The 20,902-nt window shown below is 50.6% G+C and carries 18 protein-coding genes and 1 other annotated feature; of the genes, 1 reads left to right on the forward strand and 17 read right to left on the reverse strand.

Going from position 1 to position 20,902, the window contains the following annotated elements; genetic code table 11:
• Positions 1-48: 48 nt before the first annotated feature.
• The 17 genes from ACR9FF_RS21590 to ACR9FF_RS21670 form a co-directional block, all read right to left on the reverse strand.
• Positions 49-930: a M50 family metallopeptidase gene (locus tag ACR9FF_RS21590; RefSeq protein ID WP_435164618.1), complete on the reverse strand. Its 882-nt coding sequence runs from the start codon at positions 928-930 to the stop codon at positions 49-51.
• Positions 923-1,912: a peptidoglycan DD-metalloendopeptidase family protein gene (locus ACR9FF_RS21595; RefSeq protein ID WP_435164621.1), complete on the reverse strand. Its 990-nt coding sequence runs from the start codon at positions 1,910-1,912 to the stop codon at positions 923-925. The genes ACR9FF_RS21590 and ACR9FF_RS21595 overlap by 8 nt, the downstream gene beginning before the upstream one ends.
• A 480-nt stretch (positions 1,913-2,392) precedes the next feature.
• Complete coding sequence (locus ACR9FF_RS21600) at positions 2,393-3,625, reverse strand: IS110 family transposase (protein WP_435164098.1); 1,233 nt, start codon at positions 3,623-3,625, stop codon at positions 2,393-2,395.
• Positions 3,626-3,993: 368 nt separating this feature from the next.
• Positions 3,994-5,142, reverse strand: coding sequence for an FtsW/RodA/SpoVE family cell cycle protein (locus ACR9FF_RS21605; RefSeq protein WP_201007625.1), 1,149 nt, complete (start codon positions 5,140-5,142; stop codon positions 3,994-3,996).
• A 7-nt stretch (positions 5,143-5,149) separates the two neighbouring features.
• Entirely contained in the window at positions 5,150-5,941 is a 792-nt protein-coding gene (gene minD, locus ACR9FF_RS21610; protein ID WP_127494587.1) for a septum site-determining protein MinD, read from the reverse strand.
• 13 nt (positions 5,942-5,954) lie between these two features.
• Positions 5,955-6,611, reverse strand: a complete 657-nt coding sequence (gene minC, locus ACR9FF_RS21615; RefSeq protein WP_174806553.1) for a septum site-determining protein MinC — start codon at positions 6,609-6,611, stop codon at positions 5,955-5,957.
• A gap of 66 nt (positions 6,612-6,677) precedes the next feature.
• Complete coding sequence (gene mreD / locus ACR9FF_RS21620; protein WP_201007624.1) at positions 6,678-7,211, reverse strand: rod shape-determining protein MreD; 534 nt, start codon at positions 7,209-7,211, stop codon at positions 6,678-6,680.
• 1 nt (position 7,212) lies between these two features.
• Entirely contained in the window at positions 7,213-8,049 is an 837-nt protein-coding gene (gene mreC, locus ACR9FF_RS21625) for a rod shape-determining protein MreC (RefSeq protein ID WP_435164626.1), read from the reverse strand.
• A gap of 77 nt (positions 8,050-8,126) precedes the next feature.
• Complete coding sequence (locus ACR9FF_RS21630) at positions 8,127-9,155, reverse strand: rod shape-determining protein (protein WP_127494594.1); 1,029 nt, start codon at positions 9,153-9,155, stop codon at positions 8,127-8,129.
• Between the two features lie 41 nt (positions 9,156-9,196).
• On the reverse strand, positions 9,197-9,883 hold the full coding sequence (gene radC, locus ACR9FF_RS21635; RefSeq protein ID WP_435164629.1) for a RadC family protein: 687 nt from the start codon (positions 9,881-9,883) through the stop codon (positions 9,197-9,199).
• An 84-nt stretch (positions 9,884-9,967) separates the two neighbouring features.
• Entirely contained in the window at positions 9,968-10,594 is a 627-nt protein-coding gene (locus ACR9FF_RS21640; protein WP_435164632.1) for a Maf family protein, read from the reverse strand.
• A gap of 40 nt (positions 10,595-10,634) precedes the next feature.
• Positions 10,635-10,877 (reverse strand): DUF4321 domain-containing protein, encoded by a 243-nt coding sequence (locus ACR9FF_RS21645; RefSeq protein WP_015845986.1) that lies wholly within the window; start codon positions 10,875-10,877, stop codon positions 10,635-10,637.
• Between the two features lie 62 nt (positions 10,878-10,939).
• Positions 10,940-12,433 carry a hypothetical protein gene (locus ACR9FF_RS21650; protein ID WP_435164635.1) on the reverse strand — a complete coding sequence of 498 codons (1,494 nt, stop codon included), beginning with the start codon at positions 12,431-12,433 and terminating at the stop codon, positions 10,940-10,942.
• 152 nt (positions 12,434-12,585) lie between these two features.
• On the reverse strand, positions 12,586-13,974 hold the full coding sequence (gene murC, locus ACR9FF_RS21655; protein ID WP_435164638.1) for a UDP-N-acetylmuramate--L-alanine ligase: 1,389 nt from the start codon (positions 13,972-13,974) through the stop codon (positions 12,586-12,588).
• A 7-nt stretch (positions 13,975-13,981) separates the two neighbouring features.
• The gene (locus ACR9FF_RS21660) at positions 13,982-15,358 is read right to left on the reverse strand and encodes a bifunctional folylpolyglutamate synthase/dihydrofolate synthase (RefSeq protein ID WP_317981259.1); all 1,377 of its coding nucleotides are present in this window, start codon (positions 15,356-15,358) and stop codon (positions 13,982-13,984) included.
• Between the two features lie 26 nt (positions 15,359-15,384).
• Positions 15,385-18,036, reverse strand: coding sequence for a valine--tRNA ligase (locus tag ACR9FF_RS21665; protein ID WP_435164641.1), 2,652 nt, complete (start codon positions 18,034-18,036; stop codon positions 15,385-15,387).
• Positions 18,037-18,256: 220 nt separating this feature from the next.
• Positions 18,257-18,492, reverse strand: a binding site (T-box leader).
• 72 nt (positions 18,493-18,564) lie between these two features.
• Entirely contained in the window at positions 18,565-20,067 is a 1,503-nt protein-coding gene (locus tag ACR9FF_RS21670) for an MDR family MFS transporter (RefSeq protein WP_317981257.1), read from the reverse strand.
• Positions 20,068-20,299: 232 nt separating this feature from the next.
• Between ACR9FF_RS21670 and ACR9FF_RS21675 the strand changes: the two genes are divergently transcribed.
• Complete coding sequence (locus ACR9FF_RS21675; protein ID WP_164775443.1) at positions 20,300-20,902, forward strand: TetR/AcrR family transcriptional regulator; 603 nt, start codon at positions 20,300-20,302, stop codon at positions 20,900-20,902.

Raw genomic sequence — 20,902 nt, forward strand, 5'->3', positions numbered from 1 at the left:
TCTATTCTACACCAAGGCTCCTAAGCGAAAAAGTGGTCTATTTTACCTCTATCGAAAAAGTTCGATAACAGCCCGGTTCGGATCCGGCTCGGTCAAATAGCGGTCAACGATTTCTTTCTCGGGGACAACCTTGACGACTCGGCCTTCCAGTTCCATCAAATAATAGAGATGGTACTGTTCCCGCCATAATAGACGAACAACGCCAATAATTGGTTGCTTTAAATTTACAATTATTGGTCGAGCCAGCGCGCCACGCGAGATGGCGCGCACGGCAACCTTGTCGCGGTGCATCAGGAAACGGACAAACAAATACGGCATGTTGCGGTAGTACGTCCAATTCGTCATTAGCAGGAACAAGCCTACGACAAGCAGATTAAGCTGGATGCCAGTATTCGGCCGGATTGCGGTAGACAATGCATAGCCAATCATCAGTATGCTAAGACCAATGCTGATTCGGGAGGTCCATTTCATCATGGAATAGTAATTAAAGCCATAGCTGAAGGCAGCCTGCATCAGCTTGCCTCCATCCAGGGGATAAATAGGCAGCAGGTTAAATAAGCCAATCATGAGATTTGCCTGCCACACGTAGGCAGCCCATTCCGGATCCCACAAGCCCAACTGGCCGCAGCCCCAGGCGGCTAGTCCCATCCATACGTTTTGAAGAGGACCCGCGATGGCGATCAACGCATCCTGCTTGGCCGGGATGCTGCCCGCATCTTCGATCTCCGCAACGCCGCCAAAGGGAAGCAGCTTCACTTCCCGCACCGTCAAATCAAAGCCTCTTGCAACCACGACATGTCCAATCTCATGGACTAGCACGATCAGAAATAAAGTGAAGAGCTCGGCGAAATAGCCGGTCACAACAGAACCAATCATGACAAGCACAAACAGCGGATGAACGGACCAGCGGATGCCCTTCCATTTAATCAATCGGAATCACGCCCACGGGATCGACGTATTGGTTATTTTGCCGCACGGCAAAATAAAGAAGACTTGGCTCCTCGCTTGCCGTTTCTTTCAGCGTCCCGATTCCGTCGCCCGCTTCGACCCAATCATTTTGTTTAACGGTTGCCGCCCCCAGATTGCCATACACCGAATCACGGCCGTTTGCATGCTCGATTACAACCGTAACGCCGCTGCCGTTCTCCGCTTCGGATACGACCAGGACTCTGCCCGTCTCTATGGCCGATACTTGCTCCTTAGACGTGCCCGCCAGTTCAACCCCGTTCAGGAGCTCGGCAAAGGTGCGGACGATGGCACCATCCGGAAGAGGAGACACAACGGGCAATTCCACTGAACCGTTTGCGGATTCCGCTTCTTTCGCATTATGGTTGAATATCGGAATAAAAGACGGCGCGCCGGCAAAAGTCTCCTTATACCACGTAGCGACAGCCGTAAAATCCATTTCATCCGTTAAAGCATTTTTGACGATGGCTTGCCCCTTCTGCGCAAGCGGCGATTCATTGTGAAAAACGCCCCAAATCCCTGCAAACAGAAGGGCCGCTACAATGACCTTCCATTTCAGTTCGCTGCGGAAAAAGGGCCTCTTGCCGCCTCCGTCACCCGACTCGTAGATCGAAGCGAAATCGCCTCCATAACGGCCGCCTTTTCCTTTTCCGTCTCCGGACTCCCACCCCAGCCACGGATGCGGATTTGTTTTCCACAGCTTCTCCGGGTCAAGCTCGTCCCCGCCGCCTGTATCCATGTGATAGGGTACAGGTAAAAAAGACTCCTCCTCGAACCTCGCGTTCTGCTTCTCCCGGACCGGTCTATTTTTGGCCGGCTTCACCTGATGCTTCTGCTCTTGCATACGCTCCTGCTGCTGCCACAGCTTGGCCTGCTTTTCCTGCTGCTCCAGCAGCTGTCTGATTTTCTCCTGTCGCCGCTCTCTTATACCGTCTTTTTTACTCATCGAATAGCCTCCCTCTCGCAAGACAAGCCGGCTGGCATTGGCGCAGCCCACATTTCCTTTCTACATAAATATGTGGCCAAGCTGACAAGTATGCTGCGCCAGAAACTGCGCAGTTGAATGTTCTTCGATCGCTGTTGTTCCCGGATTCCTTGAATTTACTGGTCAATGGTTGGAATCCGGAGAACAAGGGCGAACGCTACCGCTTCTTCAGAATCATTCAACTGCTCCGTTTTGGCTTGAGGGCGAAAAAAAAGACCGAGCAGGTTTATATATCTGCTCGGACATGGCGGTTTCTTCACGAGCTGGGCGAAAGGCTTCAGCTCTTTTTGAGTTGCAGGTTAAAGGCAAGGGCGGAGCATCAAATGATTCTGGAGAAACGTAGTGGTCGCTTTTTATACGAAAATGAAGGTTTTTGGGTGGTTTATATCGTTTTGGAGACAAAAAACCACTCCCCGAAAATTCTTTCGAATTTTTTGAAAATTAGACTATTTGGTTATCCTGTAAATGAACGGCATATCCCATGGACTTGATTTTTCTAATCCAGAAATCAAGTCCTTTTTCTTTCTTTGGTAGGTAATCCCAGCCTAACTCTTCATAGGTAGTTTTATCACGTAACATGAAGTAGCAAATCTTTAATATTAAATGTGCTGTGGCCATCGCAGCCTTCTTGGGTCCTCTTCGTTTCACAACACGGCTGTAAAATGCGGCAATACGGGTGTTTTTGGTTTTCGAAGCAGCCCACGCCGCTTGGCACAATACTGCTTTTAGCCCTTTATTGCCTTTATTTGTTTTTGAACTCTTTCTTTTACCGGCACTCTCATTACTTCCTGGACAAACGGCTCCCCAAGAAGCAAGATGGTTTTCAGTAGGAAATATCGACATGTCTGGTCCTATCTCTGCAAGAATACTCGCCGCGGCATCCTCTTGAATTCCCGGGATAGTGACCAACAAGGCTACTTCTTCCTTGTATGGTTCAAGTAATCGATCAATTTCTTTGTTTAGGATCTCAATGTGTTCTTCCACCTGTTGCATATGCTCTAAATGTCGTCGAATCATAAAACGATGGTGAAGACGTACTCGACCGTTTAATGCTTCAATTAATTCGGGCACTTTTTTCTTCAGCTTAGTGAAAACCATCCTTTTGACGGATTCCTCATCGAGCACTTCACCGTTGACGATAGCATCGAGCATTGCTAATCCTGACTTTCCAAACAAGTCGGAAACATAAGTGGTTAGCTTTATGTTCGCGTCTTGCAAAGTCTTGTGTATACGGTTTTTTTCTGAAGTGATTTGTCCTTGTAGTTTTCGACGATACCTAGTAAGGTCTCGTAGATCCCGAATGTCCGTAGTTGGTACAAAGCTAGGCTCGATCAGACCGCATCGTAACAGACTTGCGATCCATACAGCATCTTTTACATCGGTTTTTCGTCCAGGGACGTTTTTGATTTTCCTGGCATTTCCTAGCACGAGTGTAAATTGACCCTCAAGGATATTCCAAACTGCTTTCCAAAGAACACCCGTGCTTTCCATGGCAACATGGGAGCATTCTTTTTCAGTTAGCCAGTCTGACATCTCTAGAAGTTCGTTTGTCGTAGTTCCAAAAGTACGGATCTCTTCTTTCGGTTTTCTGTCTAGCGGACCGCTTAGCACGCAAACTACAACGGTTTGCTGATGTACGTCTAACCCCGCACATCTTTCAAGTACTGCATCCATTCTCATCCCTCATTAACTTGGATTGTACAGGTCATACAACGGAGATTGGTGTATTTTTATACACGTGCTCAAGCAACATTCGGCGATTCTCGTCGTTGTAATAGGTCGGTTTGTGAATCGGGTTTAGTTTCACCAAAAAGCGAACGACCTTTGACCTGCCATTACCAGTATTGGAAGGGAAATTGAGGTTGAAACGAAGTTTAACATTTTCATACTTGGCGGTGACCGAAAGGTCATTAGGGTTTGTGAGGGGATTCCAATCCTATTGGAATGGTTCAAGGAATCCCCGAGCAATGGCGATCGGAAGAACATTTGAGGCGCAGCGCGCGATCAATTAACCTACCCACCGCATACGAAAAAAAGCTGGCCTACTCGGCCAGCTCGTACTTCTCTTGGTGCGCGTTAATACTAAACAAAATACCGATACACAGCATGTTAAGCAGCAGCGAAGTACCGCCGTAACTGATGAATGGCAGCGTAATACCGGTGATCGGCATAAGCCCAATCATCATGCCGATATTTTGGAAGATCTGAAAGACGTACATGGAGGCGATCCCGATTACGATAAACGCAGCCCGATTATCGTAACATCGGAAAGCGATTAGTATCATCCTATATATCAATAGGAAGTACAGTAATAGCAGGATCGCAGAGCCCTGGAAGCCAAACTCCTCCCCGATTACGACAAAAATCGAATCGGAATAAGGATAAGGAATGAACTTCCCGTTAATCATATCGCCCTTTAAATACCCGTCGCCGCTGAGGCCGCCGGAACCGATCGCTATCTTGGCATTTTCCGATTGATGCTTATCATCGGATGACGCCTGGCTTGGGTCCAGGAACGTATTGATCCGTTTGTACCAGTGCTCCTTGTGATGGTCCTTCAGATAAGTTTCAATCTCGGAGTTAAACATCGTAAACAAGGAGATAGACAATACGACCGCCGCAACAACCGCGGTCAAACCAACCAGCACGTGGGTATATTTGACGTTGCCAATCCAAAGCATCCCCAAGACGATAACGATATAAATAATCGCGTTGCCAAGGTCAGGCTGGATCATGACGAGCAGGAACGGTAAAAACGCAAAAGCAGCGATGGGAAGCAAGTCCTCGATAAAGGTTAACCGATCCCCCTGCCGGCGGCCCATTATATAGGCAATACCGATAATAATAATAATCTTCATAATCTCGGCAGGCTGAAACAAGAAGCCGCCCGGCAGTTTGAACCAACCGGACGCGCCGTTAATGTTTGCCCCGAAGAAGAAGACCGCGATAAGCAGTGCGACTCCGATACCGTATAAAACGTACCAGCTTTTCAGTAATATGCGATAATCAAAGACGGTAGCCGTTATAGCTACTAAAAAACCTGCTATATAAAAAGCGACTGTTTTCACATCATAGTTGTGATAAAGCGGGTTGTTATGCGTAGCGCTTCTAACCAATACGGTACTTATGCCCATCAGGCAGACCAAAATGGCTACGATGCCCCAGTCTATCTTTTTCAGCTTGTTTAGCACAAGGCAATCATCCTATTCCAAGAAACTTGCGGAAGCGTTTGAAGGCACCGGCCTTCTCATCGAGCAGCATAAGCGGAACCATATCCCCTAGTATCCGGCGAGCGATATTGCGGTAAGCGATAGCGGCACGCGAAGAAGGATCCATCACCGTTGGTTCTCCGGAATTGGCAGCCTTGATAACCTTCTCGTCATCAGGGACAATCCCAAGCAGATCAACGGCGAGCACTTGGCAAATTTCATCAATATCAAGCATTTCGCCGTTCTTCACCATGTTCTGGCGAATCCGGTTAATAATTATTTTGGATGGAATCTGCTCTTTCTCGAGCAGTCCGATAACACGGTCAGCATCCCGCACCGCGGCATTCTCAGGCGTTGTTACAACAATCGCGCGATCCGCGCCTGCAATCGCATTGCGGAAGCCATGCTCAATGCCTGCCGGACAATCAATGATCACGTAATCGAAATCCTTCTTGAGCTCGAGTACCATATCCCGGACTTGATCCGGCGATACGTCCTGCTTATCCTTGGTTTGGGCAGCAGGCAGCATGTACAGCTCTTCAAAGCGCTTGTCTTTAATCAAAGCCTGATTAAGCCGGCAGCGTCCTTCGGCTACATCAATCAGGTCATAAATAATTCGATTCTCAAGTCCCATTACAACATCCAAATTACGCAATCCGATGTCGGTATCGACCATACAAACCTTTTTGCCAAGCAAAGCAAGTGCCGTACCTAAATTAGCCGAGGTCGTCGTTTTACCGACTCCACCTTTGCCTGATGTTACAACAATCGCCTCTCCCATGCATGAACACCCCTTATACCTTAATCGGATTATTGCGTAAACGGAATAATTGCGTCATTTTGTCAATCTGCATGTTTCCCTCATACAAATAAGCGAATTCCATGGCTGCATCCCCGGACATCCATTCCTCCGGAGGACGGCTGATGACATCGGCAATTCGAAGCTGGGTTGGACGCATAAGCGAAGCGGCGATAATGACATCCGTTCTGCCGTTTACGCCTGCATGGGCGACACCTCTCAGTGCGCCCATTACGTATATATCTCCGCTGCACAAGATTGTACCGCCCGGATTGACATCCCCAGCTAGCAGCAGGTCACCGTCATGCTCTATCGTTTGGCCGGAACGGATAATTCCCGTTATAACATGAGGGCCGGCGGGAGCCGTATTAGCTCCATCCTGCATCGCAGAGGACGATTCAATCGACTGAACCATTAAATTGCCCTGCGAGCGAATGACCGATTTGATCCGTTCCTTCTCATCCTCGCCAATCTGCCTTGTCCCAAGTTTCACATGCACGTGCACGAGCGGGCCGGTCAGCAGTTGCTGATGCGTTTTCTCAAGCTTATACTGCAGCTCGTCAAGCAAAACCGCAAATTCGCACTTATCGTCGAGAAGGAACACGAGACCTTCCTTGACACCTTTTATCATAATATGCTGCTTCTCGGTCACGTCTGTCCCTCCCCAACGTAATCCATTCTTTTCACGGAGTGCAAATTCCTGCTTCCTGCCTATAAATTATTCTTCATCCGAATCCGGATTCAGCTTCAAATGGCTCTCGAAAAGACGCCTTGCCGGTACGTAGACCGCCAGCGCAAAGACCAGCTGAAGGAACAGGCTTGGCAAAATATGATCCATCAGCGCCCAGGCATACGTTTCTTTCGTAATCCGGAAGACCATATTTACGAAATACACGATCGTGTCGTACAGAATAGAGCCGAGGCCAACCACGGACAACGCCGTGAGCAGCGTGCTGCGCCGGCGCTCCAGCAGTACGCCGGTATAGTATCCGATAAGTCCCATGGAAAAGGCGTTAACACCCATTAAATGTCCGAAGTAGACGACATCCTGCAGAAAGCCAAAGCTTATTCCGAAAAACAAAGCCCGGTGCCGGCCGCTGTACAAGGCTGCGAAAACAACAAAAACGAACATAAAATGAGGAACGATTCTTCCTGTCAGCTCAATCGGAATAAGCCAAGGCATGATAGCGCCCTCTATGATAAATAGGAGCAGCATGACAAGAATAAGCCGGTTGATGCCTTTGTCGCCCATCTTATTCATCTCCCGATTCCGTCGGCTGAACGACGAACACTTCGGTCAGATGATCGAACTTGGCTGCCATTTTAATCGTAGCGGTATGGGTAAGGCCAAAGTCGCCGACCTGCCTTGTTTCTACCGTACCGATCACGAGACCGCGAGGGTAAACATTGCCGAGTCCGGATGTAATAACCGTATCGTCAACGATCATTTTATCGTTTTCGGCAATTTTGGTCATAATGAGGCGATCTGTTTCCTTATCATAGCTGCCGACAATGCCAAACGACTCGGTCTCCCTGCCGAGAACCGTTGCCGCAATGGCGTTTGACGTTGGAGAGGTGTCATCCAGTTCCGTAAGCGGAGTTACCGTTGCCGTGTACGGGCGGACATTGCTGACAAGTCCAACAAGCCCGTCAATTGTCGTTACGGCCATATTGGGCTTGATTCCGTTCTTTGAACCAAGGTTTATAACCATCGTATGATTGTATGGATCGTTATCAATTGCAATAACTTGGGCAATCAAATAATTGTATTTGTACATGTTCTTCTGTCGTTCCGTAAAGTGCAGCTCTTTCTGCAGCCGCTCGTTCTCCTTCTGGACAAAATTGTAATTAATTTTGTCCCGCGCATAAGCAGCAGCCGTCAGCTTCAGCTGTTCGTTCTCCTCATGCAGCGTCTTGAGCTCGCGAATGTCCTCAAAGAAGCCCGCTACTAATCCAGCGGGCTTGTAGAACCATTGCTGCGCGAATCCAACAGAATCGCCGAGAAATTTCTCGGGCCAAGTCAGCTCCTTGCGGTCGCTTAGCGAGAAACCGATAACCGCAATGAACAGGATTAATCCGATCATAAGCATAAACAACCGCTTATTTCTTAGCAGCTTAAACAGTTTTAATCACCTGCCCGTTCCATATCCTAACCGCTCTGGTTCTCTTATCGTTTCGAGCGGGAAGATCCGCCTTTTTTGAACAAGTGAATGTGGTCAAGCGAACGGCCTGTACCAATAGCTACGCAATCAAGCGGATTATCCGCTACAATGACAGGCATTCCTGTCTCGCGTGCCAGCAGCTTGTCCAGGTTGCGAAGCAACGCTCCGCCGCCAGTAAGCACAATACCGCGGTCCATAATGTCGGCAGACAATTCAGGCGGGCATTTTTCCAGCGTAATTTTTACCGCGTCTACAATCGAGTTCACCGTGTCCATCAGCGCTTCCGTAACTTCTTCCGATGTAATAGGCAGCGTCTTAGGCAGACCGGTTACGAGGTCGCGGCCGCGGATTTCGATCGATTCGGAAACATCAAACGGAAGCGCCGTGCCAATCTCCATCTTCAGTTGCTCGGCTGTTCTTTCGCCAATCATCAGATTATAGAAACGTTTGATATATTGGATAATCGCTTCATCCATTTCGTCGCCCGCTACGCGGATCGAACGGCTAGTAACGATACCGCCCAGCGAAATAACGGCAACTTCCGTTGTACCTCCGCCGATATCGACAACCATGCTGCCTGTTGGCTCCCAAACAGGGAGATCAGCGCCGATTGCGGCTGCAAACGGCTCTTCGATCGTATACGCTTCGCGAGCGCCCGCTTGCTTAGCCGCATCTTCGACAGCGCGTTTCTCTACCGCGGTAATGCCGGACGGTACGCAAACCATAACGTTAGGATGCTTAGGAAACAGCGATTTTTGCTTTTGCGCGGAACGAATAAAATATTTGATCATTGTTGCGGTTGTTTCGAAATCGGCGATAACGCCGTCTTTCATCGGACGAACGGCACGAATGTTGCCCGGTGTTCTGCCGATCATTTTTTTCGCTTGTTCGCCAACCGCTTCAATCGTTTTTGTGTCAGTACGCAGAGCTACAACAGACGGCTCTCTTACAACAATACCTTTTCCTTTTACAAATACGAGCGTGTTTGCAGTACCCAAATCAATTCCCAAATCTTTCGAAAAACCACCAAACATGTTAATGCTCCCTTCTAATTGCGACAATCCTACTTATTATATTACATGTAACCATGTTCCTTCAAACTGATAAACCTTCCATCCCCGATGACCAAATGGTCCAGTACTTCAATCCCCATCAGTTCACCAGCCTCTACAAGGCGCTTCGTTAATGTGACGTCCTCCGGGCTTGGCATAGGGTCTCCGCTCGGATGATTATGAACACAAATAATTGAAGCACTGCCGGCTTTCACGGCCGCTCGAAAAACCTCTCTTGGATGAACAAGAGACGCGTTAAGCGTACCTACCGATAGCGTTTCCCGGGCAATAATATGGTTCTTCGTATTCAGAAACAGGCAGACGAAGTGCTCCTTTTTCAGGTAGCGCAGCTCTTCCATCACATAGTTCGCAGCATCCTGCGGTTTACGTACCGTCACAATCTCGCCTTGTCCGCTCCGTACAATACGGCGTCCAAGCTCGATTCCGGCCCGCAGCTGGACCGCTTTTGCCGGTCCGATCCCTTTTATAGCCGTCAGCTCGCTCATGCTCATATCGAGCAAATTGCGCAAGCTTCCGCATTCTTTCATTATTTTACTAGCCAAATGCACAGCCGATTCTTGCTTTGTACCCGTACGTAGCAGAATCGCAAGCAATTCGGTATGGCTAAGCGCTTCGGCCCCATATTGCATCATGCGTTCTCTTGGTCGCTCTTCATGGGGGACATTTCGTAACAGATTGCCTTGCTCCATGTCCGTCCCTGCCTCTTCCAGCTAAAATGATATGGCATTACTTGGTGTTATGTCCAAATCAAGGTCACTTCATGAAAAGTTAATCTAGAAAACCTGAATTTCGTATTGAGCAAGCATGTCCGACAACAGAGACACCGGCAGGCCAACGACATTAAAATAACAGCCGTCAATCTTCTCGACCAGCGTTGCGCCAAGTCCCTGAATCCCGTATGCACCTGCTTTATCATCGGGTTCGCCCGTTGCGATATACCGCTTCAGTACTTCATCTCGCATCGGCTTCATATAAACCTTCGTCATCCGATGCGCCGAAGTCTCGTCACCGGTCTCCGCAACCACGCAAGCCACTCCCGTATAAACTTCATGCTCTCGTCCTTGAAGGCTCTGCAGCATGGACAATGCATCTTCATGGTCCTTCGGCTTGCCAAGCACCCGGCCGTCTACAACAACAATCGTGTCTGCTCCAACCACGAGAGAACGATTCTCTTCCCGGCGTTCCTTCAGAATCGCTGCGGTCGCGTGCGCCTTGCGGAGAGCTAGCTGCTCGACAATATGCGCAGGCGCCCAATCGGAAGGTACCGACTCGTCGGCATCAGAGGACAAAATATAAACCGGCAAGGAAAGGCCCAGGGATGCGACCAGTTCCTTCCGGCGCGGTGACGACGATGCCAGCACAAGCTGGCTGATCGGTTTAGTCGATTCATACTTGCTCAAAAGTCCCACTTGCTCCTTCATTTCCGGCCGTTTGGCCGGTTTACATTTTACGATATAACCAAATAGCGGCTAGAGCGCCAATAATACTGAACAAACTAATTTGAACATGTACATTCAGATCCAGGCTGAGCACATACAGATCAACGGCAGGAGACCAGGTTGTATCGATTGTTTTGGTCAAAAAAGAGATTCCGGATACCGGTTCAAGCCATCGCGCAACGAGTGCGCCGGCCACTAAGCCCAGCACGAGGAAAAGCAATAAAATCCAGCCGTTTTTCTTCATTATTCAACGCCTCTCGCCATTTATTGACACCTGCTCCCTATTATACTTAGGTTCGATTTCGTTTACAATGCGTTGATCGATTCATACCATTGTTTTTGCGTTGCGACCGCGTCCATCAGCGCGTCCTGGACAGCCCACAAATGCGATTGCGACGGCTTTTTATCGTATTCCTCTAGCGATTTGGCCGCTGTATTCATAGATTGAATTAATTTTATGAGAAATGCTTTTCCGGACTCATCCGTTACGCCTGCCTGCATCGCTTTTACGCTTCCCGTCCACTTCTGATACTCCGTTTTCCAGGATTCGGCAGCGGCGGAGCTAAGCGGCGACAAGCTTGGCTGCTCCAGCTGCGTTAAGGCCAGTTCATCTAGCATGCCGATCAGACCGATTGTATTGTTCATAAATGCCGCTGCCGATTTAGCGTCTCCCGCAAACGGGAACTGCTCGGGCACTTGAATGTCGATCTGCTTGATATAGACGGGAACATCTTCGCCAAGATCATTGCTGAGGGCAAGCGCCCGATCACGGTCTATCGCCATTCCGGCATATACCCGGTAGTCGTTAGCCGTTTGCAGACCGGCAGCAGCCAGCCCTTTATCCGACAGTTCCTTAATGGCAGCGTCTCTGCCTTCCGTGTTGCTGAATACCCCGTATTGAAGCAGCTGATACGACTGAAGCGGTATGTCCAGCTTCACCCGGCCCGCCGTCTGACCAGTCGAAGGACTGGACGTGCCGCCATTCGTATTCGTTTTACCCCCGCTTGGCGACGCGCTAGGATTCGTTACGGATCCGTTAACGGGATTGGCCAGCTTATTATTGGAATCGGATTGATCCGGCGTATTCGTAAACAGGGAGAGCAGCAAGTAGCCGAACAACGCACCCGTTGCCAGCGCTCCGGCTACCGATAGAAACACTTTGATCCAGGATGGAGGCGCGGAATAATTATGAACGGGACCGGACCAGCGATTTGCCTTCTGTCCATTGTTATTCAGGTTCAGGTCCACGTCCAGCTCCGGATAATGCTGAAGCTCGCCCCAAGGATCGGATTCCTGTTGCATAGGCACGGCATGCATCTCAGGCTGTACGGACTTTGGTGGTGCGGACTTTGAAGCGGACTGCAGGATTGACTCTGCCGCGGGTTGCGCCTTTTGACGGGGATGCCACTGCGCGGGGCGCTGCGGCTGCTTGGCTATCTGTCCAGGCTCTGGCTGAGAGTCAAGAACGGCCGAGTCTTGAACAAGCTTTGGCTTTGTTACCGGTAGAGCGGCGGGAGCTGCCTGCATCTTCTCCGCTGCTGGAGCCGGTTTTGGATCCGTCTCGCGAATCAGATCCTCAAGCGCGCTGACATCCTCTTGGAACGGACTCATCCAGGGACTAAACGGGCTTTCCGCAGTCTCATATTCGGTTTTGGCATAGAGAGGCACAATATTCGAAGGCTTGCCCTGCTCCCGTTCCGGGGCTTGCTGAGGCTTAGCGCTGATTTCATTGCGGCCTTTGTCTTCAACACTCTGGCCGGTACGGTCAAATCGGTAAGTGATCCGGTTATTCTTGTTCATGTCATTCTCTCCTTGTCCCGTTCTTCTACTGCTACTCTATGAGATTCGATAGAGAATTATGATAGATTTGCCTGACTCGCTCACTAAAAAAACGCCCTGAAAAACCTCGTTTGAGGCTTTCAGGGCGTTCTTCGCCATGCTTGATTTATGGTTTATGCTTTTGCTTTCAGCGTCTTCGCAAGCGCATCCGCCGTTTTCCAAATGTCGCCTGCACCCATCGTAATAACAAGATCGCCCGGAGCAACCTTGGCGGTCAAATGCTCCAGCACCTCTTCTTTCGTCGGGATATAAGACGTGTTCGCATTGCTGTTTGTCTTGATCATCTCAACCAGCTTCCGGGAATGAACCCCTTCAATCTGCTGCTCGCCAGCCGGCGAATAGATATCCGTAATGATTACCTCATCCGCCTCCGGGAATGCCCGGCTGAACTGCTCCAGCAGGAAGAAGGTGCGCGTGTAGCGCTGAGGCTGGAATACCGCAATAATACGCTTACCCGTTGCTTTTGCTGCGCTTATCGTTGCCTGAATCTCCGTCGGATGATGCGCGTAATCGTCAATGACCAGAATGTCATTCACTTCGCCAAGCACCTGGAACCGGCGTTTCGCTCCGATAAATTCGTGAATGGCTTCCGCAATCTTATCAAATGACAGCCCTGCTTCCAGGCAGGTAATGACCGTTGCCATCGCGTTGTACACATTGTGGCGGCCCGGAACGGACAATTCGAGGGTGCCAAGCGTCGAACCGCGATGCGTCATTTCAAACGATACCTTGCGGTCGCCAAGGCTGATATTTTCCGCTTTATACTCGGCATCGCCGTCGATGCCGTAAGTAATCAGCTTCGAGGCTGTGTCCGCATCAAGCTTCGGAAGCAGCTCGGTGATCGTCTCGTCGTCCGCGCATACAATCGCCTTGCCGTCTGCCTTCACCTGGGACAGGAATTTGACGTACGCCGCTTTCAGCTTGCCGAAATCACCGTCGTAGTTCTCCAGATGGTCAGGCTCAATATTCGTTACAATAGCAATGCTTGGGTGATACTGCAAGAATGAACCGTCGCTTTCATCCGCTTCCGCAACGACGTATTCGCCTTTGCCGGCTTTTGCGTTCGTTCCCACATTGACGATCTCGCCGCCGATAATATAAGTTGGATCCGCATCGCATTTTTCCATAACAAGCGCAATCATGGAGGAAGTAGTCGTCTTCCCATGCGCTCCGGCTACGGCTACGCCTTTGCCGGCATTCATGAGCCGCGCAAGCATTTGCGCACGGTGCAGCACCGGAATATTCAGCTCTTCCGCTGCCACCCGCTCGACATTGTCTTTCGAGAGCGCCGTCGAATAAACGACAAGATCGGCGCCTTTGACATGCTCCGCCTCATGGCCGATATAGATTTGCGCGCCTTTCGCCGCAAGCTTCTCCGTCAATTCCTGACGGGCTACATCGGAACCGGTAATTTTATATCCCATTTCTAGCATAACGCGGGCGATTGCGCTCATGCCGTAACCGCCGATTCCGATGAAATGAACATGTTCTGCCGTATTCAAAGACGGTTCACCAACCTTTTTCAGAATCCGAGTTGTACAATATGCGGGAGCGAACGTCACCTATCAAATAAAGCGTACCAGTCACAACCCCAAGGTCTGTTTCCCCGGTCAATTGTTGCAATTTGCGGAGGCCTTCGCGCCAATCCTTCTCCACGATAAGCTCAAAGGAAGACTCCGCGGGCTTCACATCGCGGACAAGATCGGCTAGAAGCTCCGCATCAAACTTGCTGCGGAAATCAGGCTCGGTCACGATAAGCGTATCCACTATTGGTAGTATATGCTTTAGAACATCCCGATGATTCTTATTCTCTACCATCGCCATCATGACGTGAAGACGGTCATACCGGTAAGTCGAGCGAAGCGCCTGCACAAGCGATTCAGCGCCTTCCGGATTATGCGCTCCGTCAATCAGAATGCGGGGCGAACGGGATACCATCTCGAGACGTCCCGGCCATTTCGCCTCGCGCAGCCCGTCTGCGAGAGCGTCGTCTTCTACGATCAATGCGTAATATTGACGAAGCACTTCAAGCGTCATGACCGCAACGGCAGCATTCGTCCGCTGATGCGCGCCATTAAGCGTAATCGTGAGCGGTTCAATCGAACGGAACATGCCTTCGAAACGGAAGGTTTGCTCATCCTCTTCGCTGGACAGCTCCTTGATGTTGAACTGTTCGCCTAACAGATACAGCGTACTCTTCTTCTCCGCTGCCGTCCGCTTCACAACCTCAACAACTTCAGGCTGATCCACTGCGCTAACTACCGGAACTCCGGCTTTAATAATGCCGGCCTTCTCGGAGGCTACGGCCTCAAGCGTGTTGCCAAGCCGGTCCATATGGTCATGGCCGACATTCGTAATGACGGAGATGATAGGCGTAACGATATTCGTCACGTCCATTCTTCCGCCGAGCCCTGTTTCCCAAACGACGTAATCCGGATAAGTAACGGTCGCATAGAACAGAATGGCAAGAGCAGTAGATACTTCGAACATCGTAGGCGAGCCGAACTCCGTCTCCGCTAATTCCTCTACATGCGGCTTAAGCACATTGGCTAGACGAAGGAGAGTCTCTTCTTCAATGTCCTGGCCGTTATATTGGAACCGGTTTGTGAATTTCGTAATGTAAGGCGAAGTAAACGTCCCTACGTCATATCCGCATTTCATCAATACGCTTGTTAAGTACGCGCAGGTTGAACCTTTGCCGTTCGTACCGGCAATATGAATGAATTTGAGCCTGCGGTGAGGGTTATTCAGTCTCTCCAGCAGCTGCTCGATACGGTCAAGACCCGGGCGGATTCCGAACGGAATAAGCCCGTTGATCCAATCGACCGCTTCCTTATAGGAACGAAGCATGCCGCTTCGTTCCGTTTCTGTTCCGTTTTCGATCATGTAAACGTCCTTCTTCCATCAGATCATTAGCTGCGCAGCTCTTCGATGCGCGCAAGAACCTTATCGCGTTTGCTTGCGTAGTCTGCCATTTTGGCGCGTTCTTCTTCAATGACTTTAGCCGGTGCCTTCGCAACGAAACCTTCGTTACTAAGCTTTTTCTCCACGCGCTCTACTTCGGAGCTCAGCGTTGCCAGCTCTTTCTCGAGACGGGCGATCTCCTGCGAGATATCAATCAAGCCCGCAAGTGGCAGGTAAAGCTCCGCGCCGGTTACGATTGCTGTCATTGCTTTATCCGGAGCGGCCAGACCAAGACCGGTCTCAAACGACGAAGTGCCGCAGAAACGTCTGATAAATTCCTCGTTGCGGCTGACAATCGCAGCCTCGGCTTCACCGGAAGGCTTGATCATCAGTTCAACCTTCTTGCTCATCGGTACATTCACTTCCGCGCGAACGTTACGAACCGCGCGGATGATATCCATGAGAAGCTCCATCTCTTTTACCGCTTCAGGCGCTTCAAGAGCCTCGTCGTATACCGGCCAAGCGGCAACGGTAATCGATTCGCCTTCATGCGGCAGATGCTGCCAGATTTCTTCGCTGATATAAGGCATAAACGGATGAATCAGACGCTGCGTACGGTCAAGCACATAAGCCAGAACCGACTGCGTCGCGCGTTTTGCCTGCTCATCCGTGCCGTACAGGTTAAGCTTGGCGAATTCGATGTACCAGTCGCACAGATCATCCCAGATGAAGTTGTACAAAATGCGGCCGGTTTCGCCGAACTCGTAGCTGTCGATCAAACGGGTCGCTTCGCGCACCGTTTCGTTCAGGCGATGCAGAATCCAGCGCTCAGCCGTACCGAGATTGCTCTTGATATCGATGTCGGAAGCCGTAAAGCCTTCAAGGTTCATCAGAGCGAAACGGGAGGCGTTCCAAATCTTATTCGCAAAGTTGCGGGCCTGCTCGACCTTCTCGATCCGGAAGCGCAGATCCTGACCCGGCGTGCTGCCCGTCGAGATCATGTAACGCATCGCATCGGCACCGTAGTTCTCGATGACGTCAAGCGGGTCAACGCCGTTGCCAAGCGATTTGGACATTTTGCGTCCTTCCGCGTCGCGAACGAGACCATGCATCAGTACGTCCTTGAACGGGATTTGATCCGTGAACTCAAGCGCCGTAAAGATCATGCGCGCAACCCAGAAATAAACGATGTCGTAGCCCGTTACAAGAACATCCGTCGGGTAGTAACGTTTGAAGTCTTCCGTTTCTTCCGGCCAGCCGAGCGTGGAGAACGGCCAGAGCCCGGAGCTGAACCAGGTATCCAGAACGTCTTCGTCCTGACGAAGCGATGTGCTGCCGCAAGCCGCGCAGGCCGTTACGTCCTCGCGGGCAACATGCATCTCGCCGCAGGATTCGCAGTACCATGCCGGAATACGGTGGCCCCACCACAGTTGGCGGGAAATACACCAGTCGCGGACATTTTCAATCCAGTTCAAATAAATTTTCTCGAAGCGATCCGGTACAAAGTTAACGCCATTGCCGGATTTTTGCGCTTCGATCGCGCGTTCAGCCAGCGGCTTCATCGCAACGAACCATTGCGTCGACAAATACGGCTCAACAACCGCGCCGCTGCGCTCGCTGTGGCCAACCTGATGCACATGGTCCTCGATGCGGATGCAAACGCCTTGCTCCTGCAGATCCTTCACCAGCTTCTTGCGGCATTCCGCACGGTCGAGACCTTGATAAGGACCCGCATGCTCGTTCATCGTGCCTGTCTCATCCATGACGATGATTTGCGGCAGGTCATGGCGCAGGCCAACCTCGAAGTCGTTCGGGTCATGCGCAGGCGTAATTTTTACAGCGCCGGATCCAAAATCCTTCTCCACGTAATCATCGGCAATAATCGGAATCTCGCGGCCAACTACCGGCAGTACGAGCATCTGGCCAATCAGATGCTTGTAACGCTCGTCTTCCGGATGGACCGCTACGGCCGTATCGCCAAGCATCGTCTCCGGACGCGTTGTTGCAACGGTAATATAACCGCTGCCGTTCTTGAGCGGATATTGGAGATGGTACAGATGGCCGTTCAGCTCTTTGTACTCTACTTCAATATCGGACAAAGCCGTACGCGCTGCCGGGTCCCAGTTAATAATCTTTTTGCCGCGGTAGATAAGGCCCTTCTCATGCAAACGGACGAATACTTCGCGTACCGCTTTGGACAAACCCTCGTCCAATGTAAAACGTTCGCGGGAATAATCCAGAGACAGTCCCATTTTGCCCCATTGCTCGCGAATGGTGTTCGCGTATAGCTCTTTCCAGTCCCACACCTGCTCCAGGAACTTCTCGCGGCCAAGGTCGTAACGGCTCAGCCCCTGTTCGCGCAGCTTCTGTTCTACCTTGGTTTGGGTAGCAATGCCCGCATGGTCGGTGCCAGGCAGCCACAGCGTGTCAAAGCCCTGCATCCGTTTGGTGCGGATAATGATATCTTGAAGGGTGAAATCGAGCGCATGCCCGATATGAAGCATCCCCGTAACGTTTGGCGGCGGGATTACGATCGTAAAAGGCTTTGCTTCCGGGCGCTGGCCCGCCTTGAAAAATTGACCCTGCTGCCAGAAGTCGTACCACTTCTGCTCGGCTGCCTTCGGATCGTAAGTCGTCGGCATTGTTGTCTTGTCTGACATCTTTACATCCTCCTAAAATGAATTGCCAAACTAGGTTGTTTATCAACCGTTTGTGGTGATTCATGCTTCGAAAGCATAAACCAAATGAATTGCCAATCTAGGTTGTTTATCAACCGTGGTGATTCATGCTTCGCAAGCATAAACCAAAATTTTACTTCGCAAGCATTGCCATTCCTGTCATTGCATGGATAGAAATACAAAAAAACCTTCCGCCCTTATAGCAAAGGACGAAAGGTTATCTTCCGTGGTACCACCTTTGTTCCGCACCTCAGACAAAGCAAGCGCGGCACTCAAACAGATAACGGCTGCGGCCGGCTTGAAATAACGGATGAACCCGCTTCATTCAAGCAACTCCGGGGCGACAAGCGAAGCAGTAAATTCCTACGGTACCTTTCAGCGTTACAGTCCCGCTCTCTGAAGGCTTGGCTGCTTACTCTTCCCCTTCAACGTCAATATATGTTGAAAAAAATCAGATATAGCATATTTTATCCAAGATGCCCCCGAAAGTCAACTTGCGTCTACGCCTAATTAGTGGCCCATCATCATTGGCATTTCTGCTTTTTCCGTGCTTGCGCCTTCCGCGCGCTTCGGCTTCGAGAGCAGGAACCCGATCAGCGTGCCAACGACGCCGATAATCGTCAGAATTAGGAACGTATCCCCGTAAGAGGAAGCCGCCACATGGGAAGCAATCACTGGCGTGATATCGGCAGGATTCGTAATTCCCCCAGCCGCCATTTCGGAAGCCATGTAATGCTCGGTGCGTCTTGCCAGAATCGTTGCAAGTCCAGCTACCGCAAAGGATGTCATAACCTGCTGGGCTGCGTTCGTAAGGGAAGTTACGCGGCTGACCAGCTCGGGAGGAGCCGATTGGATAATATGCGTATTCAGCGGCATCATCGAAAGACCCATACCCGCTCCAAGCAGAATAAGCGGCAAGATATACGAGCCTACCGTTGCGTCGGACGAGATGTTCGACAAGAGGAACGCGCCAATCGTTACGATTGCCAGACCGCTCATGACTAGCGGACGGGCGCCGATCTTGTCAAACAGCTTGCCGCCAATCGGCATAAAGACCGCTGCGGCCAAAGCCTGCGGAAGCAGGATCAAGCCGGTATCGAGCGCAGAGTAGCCTTTGGCCGTCTGCAGGAACAGCGGGAACAGGAACAAGGTGCCAAAGAGGGCGATCTGGGATACCCATTGAACGACAATCCCTTTGGAGAAATCCGCCGATTTGAACACGCGAAGCTCAAGAAGCGGCTGTTTGCGGTTCAATTCCACGATAATAAAGATGATAAGCGAGACACCGCCTACGATAAGACCGGTCAACGTTTTCGCGGAGCCCCAGTCCGTACCGCCCTCGCTCACGCCGTAAGCAAGACCGGCGAAAGCCAGCGGAGCAAAAATCATGCCAAGCACGTCAAGCTGAGGTACCGTTTGGCGGGCCAAAGCCGGCAAGGTGCGAAGACCAAGGAAAACCGCCACAACGCCTACGGGGATATTAATAATAAAGATCCAGTGCCAGGTTACGTAGTCGACCAGCCAGCCCGCAAGCACAGGTCCAAGAGCAGGCGCGAGAAGCATCGGAATACCGATCATGCCCATCACGGCGCCTTGTTTGCCCGGAGGGCTTAAACGGTAAGTAAAGGCCATCGCAATCGGGGCAACCATGCCGCCGCCTAGACCTTGAATAATACGGAAAATAATCAATTGTTCAGCCGTTGTCGCAAATGCGCAAAGCGCGGAGCCAATCGTAAACAGAACGATCGAAGTCAAATAGATTTGCTTCGCGCCGAAACGGTCGGATAACCATCCGGCAAGCGGAATAACGGCAGCCTGCGCCAGCGCATACCCCGTAACCGTCCATTGAATAAGCGACAGGCTTGCTCCCCCGAAATCTTCGCGAAGCTTAGGGATCGCTACGTTCATCGCCGTGCCGTCGAGAATGACCATGAACATCCCCACAATGATCGCAAGTAGCGGTACCATTATGGATTTGATAGACATGGAGCTGTTGTTTGTTGCTTCAGTCATAAATTCCTCTCTCCTCCTAAAACATATTGAAGTAATTCTTGCTCGGCGGCAAGTTACTTTCTCTCTATTGCAAATCCGCTGACGCCTTGACCTCTTTACTATCCAGCAGTAAAATGAGTTAGGCGCAAGACGACTTCGGACAATTGTCCGCTAACGTATGATAACGGACAATTGTCCGCTTTGTCAATACAATCATGCTTTATTTATTTTTCATGAAATGGAGGGTGCGCGCATGACCGATAAAAAGAAGGACTCGCAAGAGGTTAGCAAGATGATTCTGCAAGCCGCAAGGTCCCTTTTTGCCGAACACGGCGTTGAAGCCGTCAGCATGCACCAGATTGCTAAATCCATTCAAATTGGACAAGGCACGCTGTACAGGCGTTATGCGAATAAATCCGACTTATGCATGGACCTGATGAATGACACCTTCGAGGATCTGATGGAGGAATTCCGCCGGCTGCTCGAGCCATTGGCGGATAAGCCTGTACTGGACAGATTGACAGTCGTTCTCCGGCGTCTAATCGTATTCTCGAACGACCAGCTGGAATGGCTGAATGTCATTAAGGTGAGTAAAACCTGCAAGCCGGATGACCTGGACTTCTATGAAAGTCCAAACTACCGGAAGCTAAATAATCTGTTTCTATCTCTCCTTCAAGAAGCGCAGCGCAAAGACGAAATTATAGCACTTGTTCCCGAATTTACGGCCCATATGCTGATCAGTGCCATGGCTCCCGAATCTCTTATCTATTATTCGAAGGTACTGGGTTATTCGATCGAACAGATTGCGGACAACTTCTGCATGACCATGTTGAACCCGCTGTTCAAGACGATGTAA

Origin of the sequence: Paenibacillus glycanilyticus, from assembly GCF_051200795.1 — a bacterium.
GTDB lineage: Bacteria > Bacillota > Bacilli > Paenibacillales > Paenibacillaceae > Pristimantibacillus > Pristimantibacillus glycanilyticus.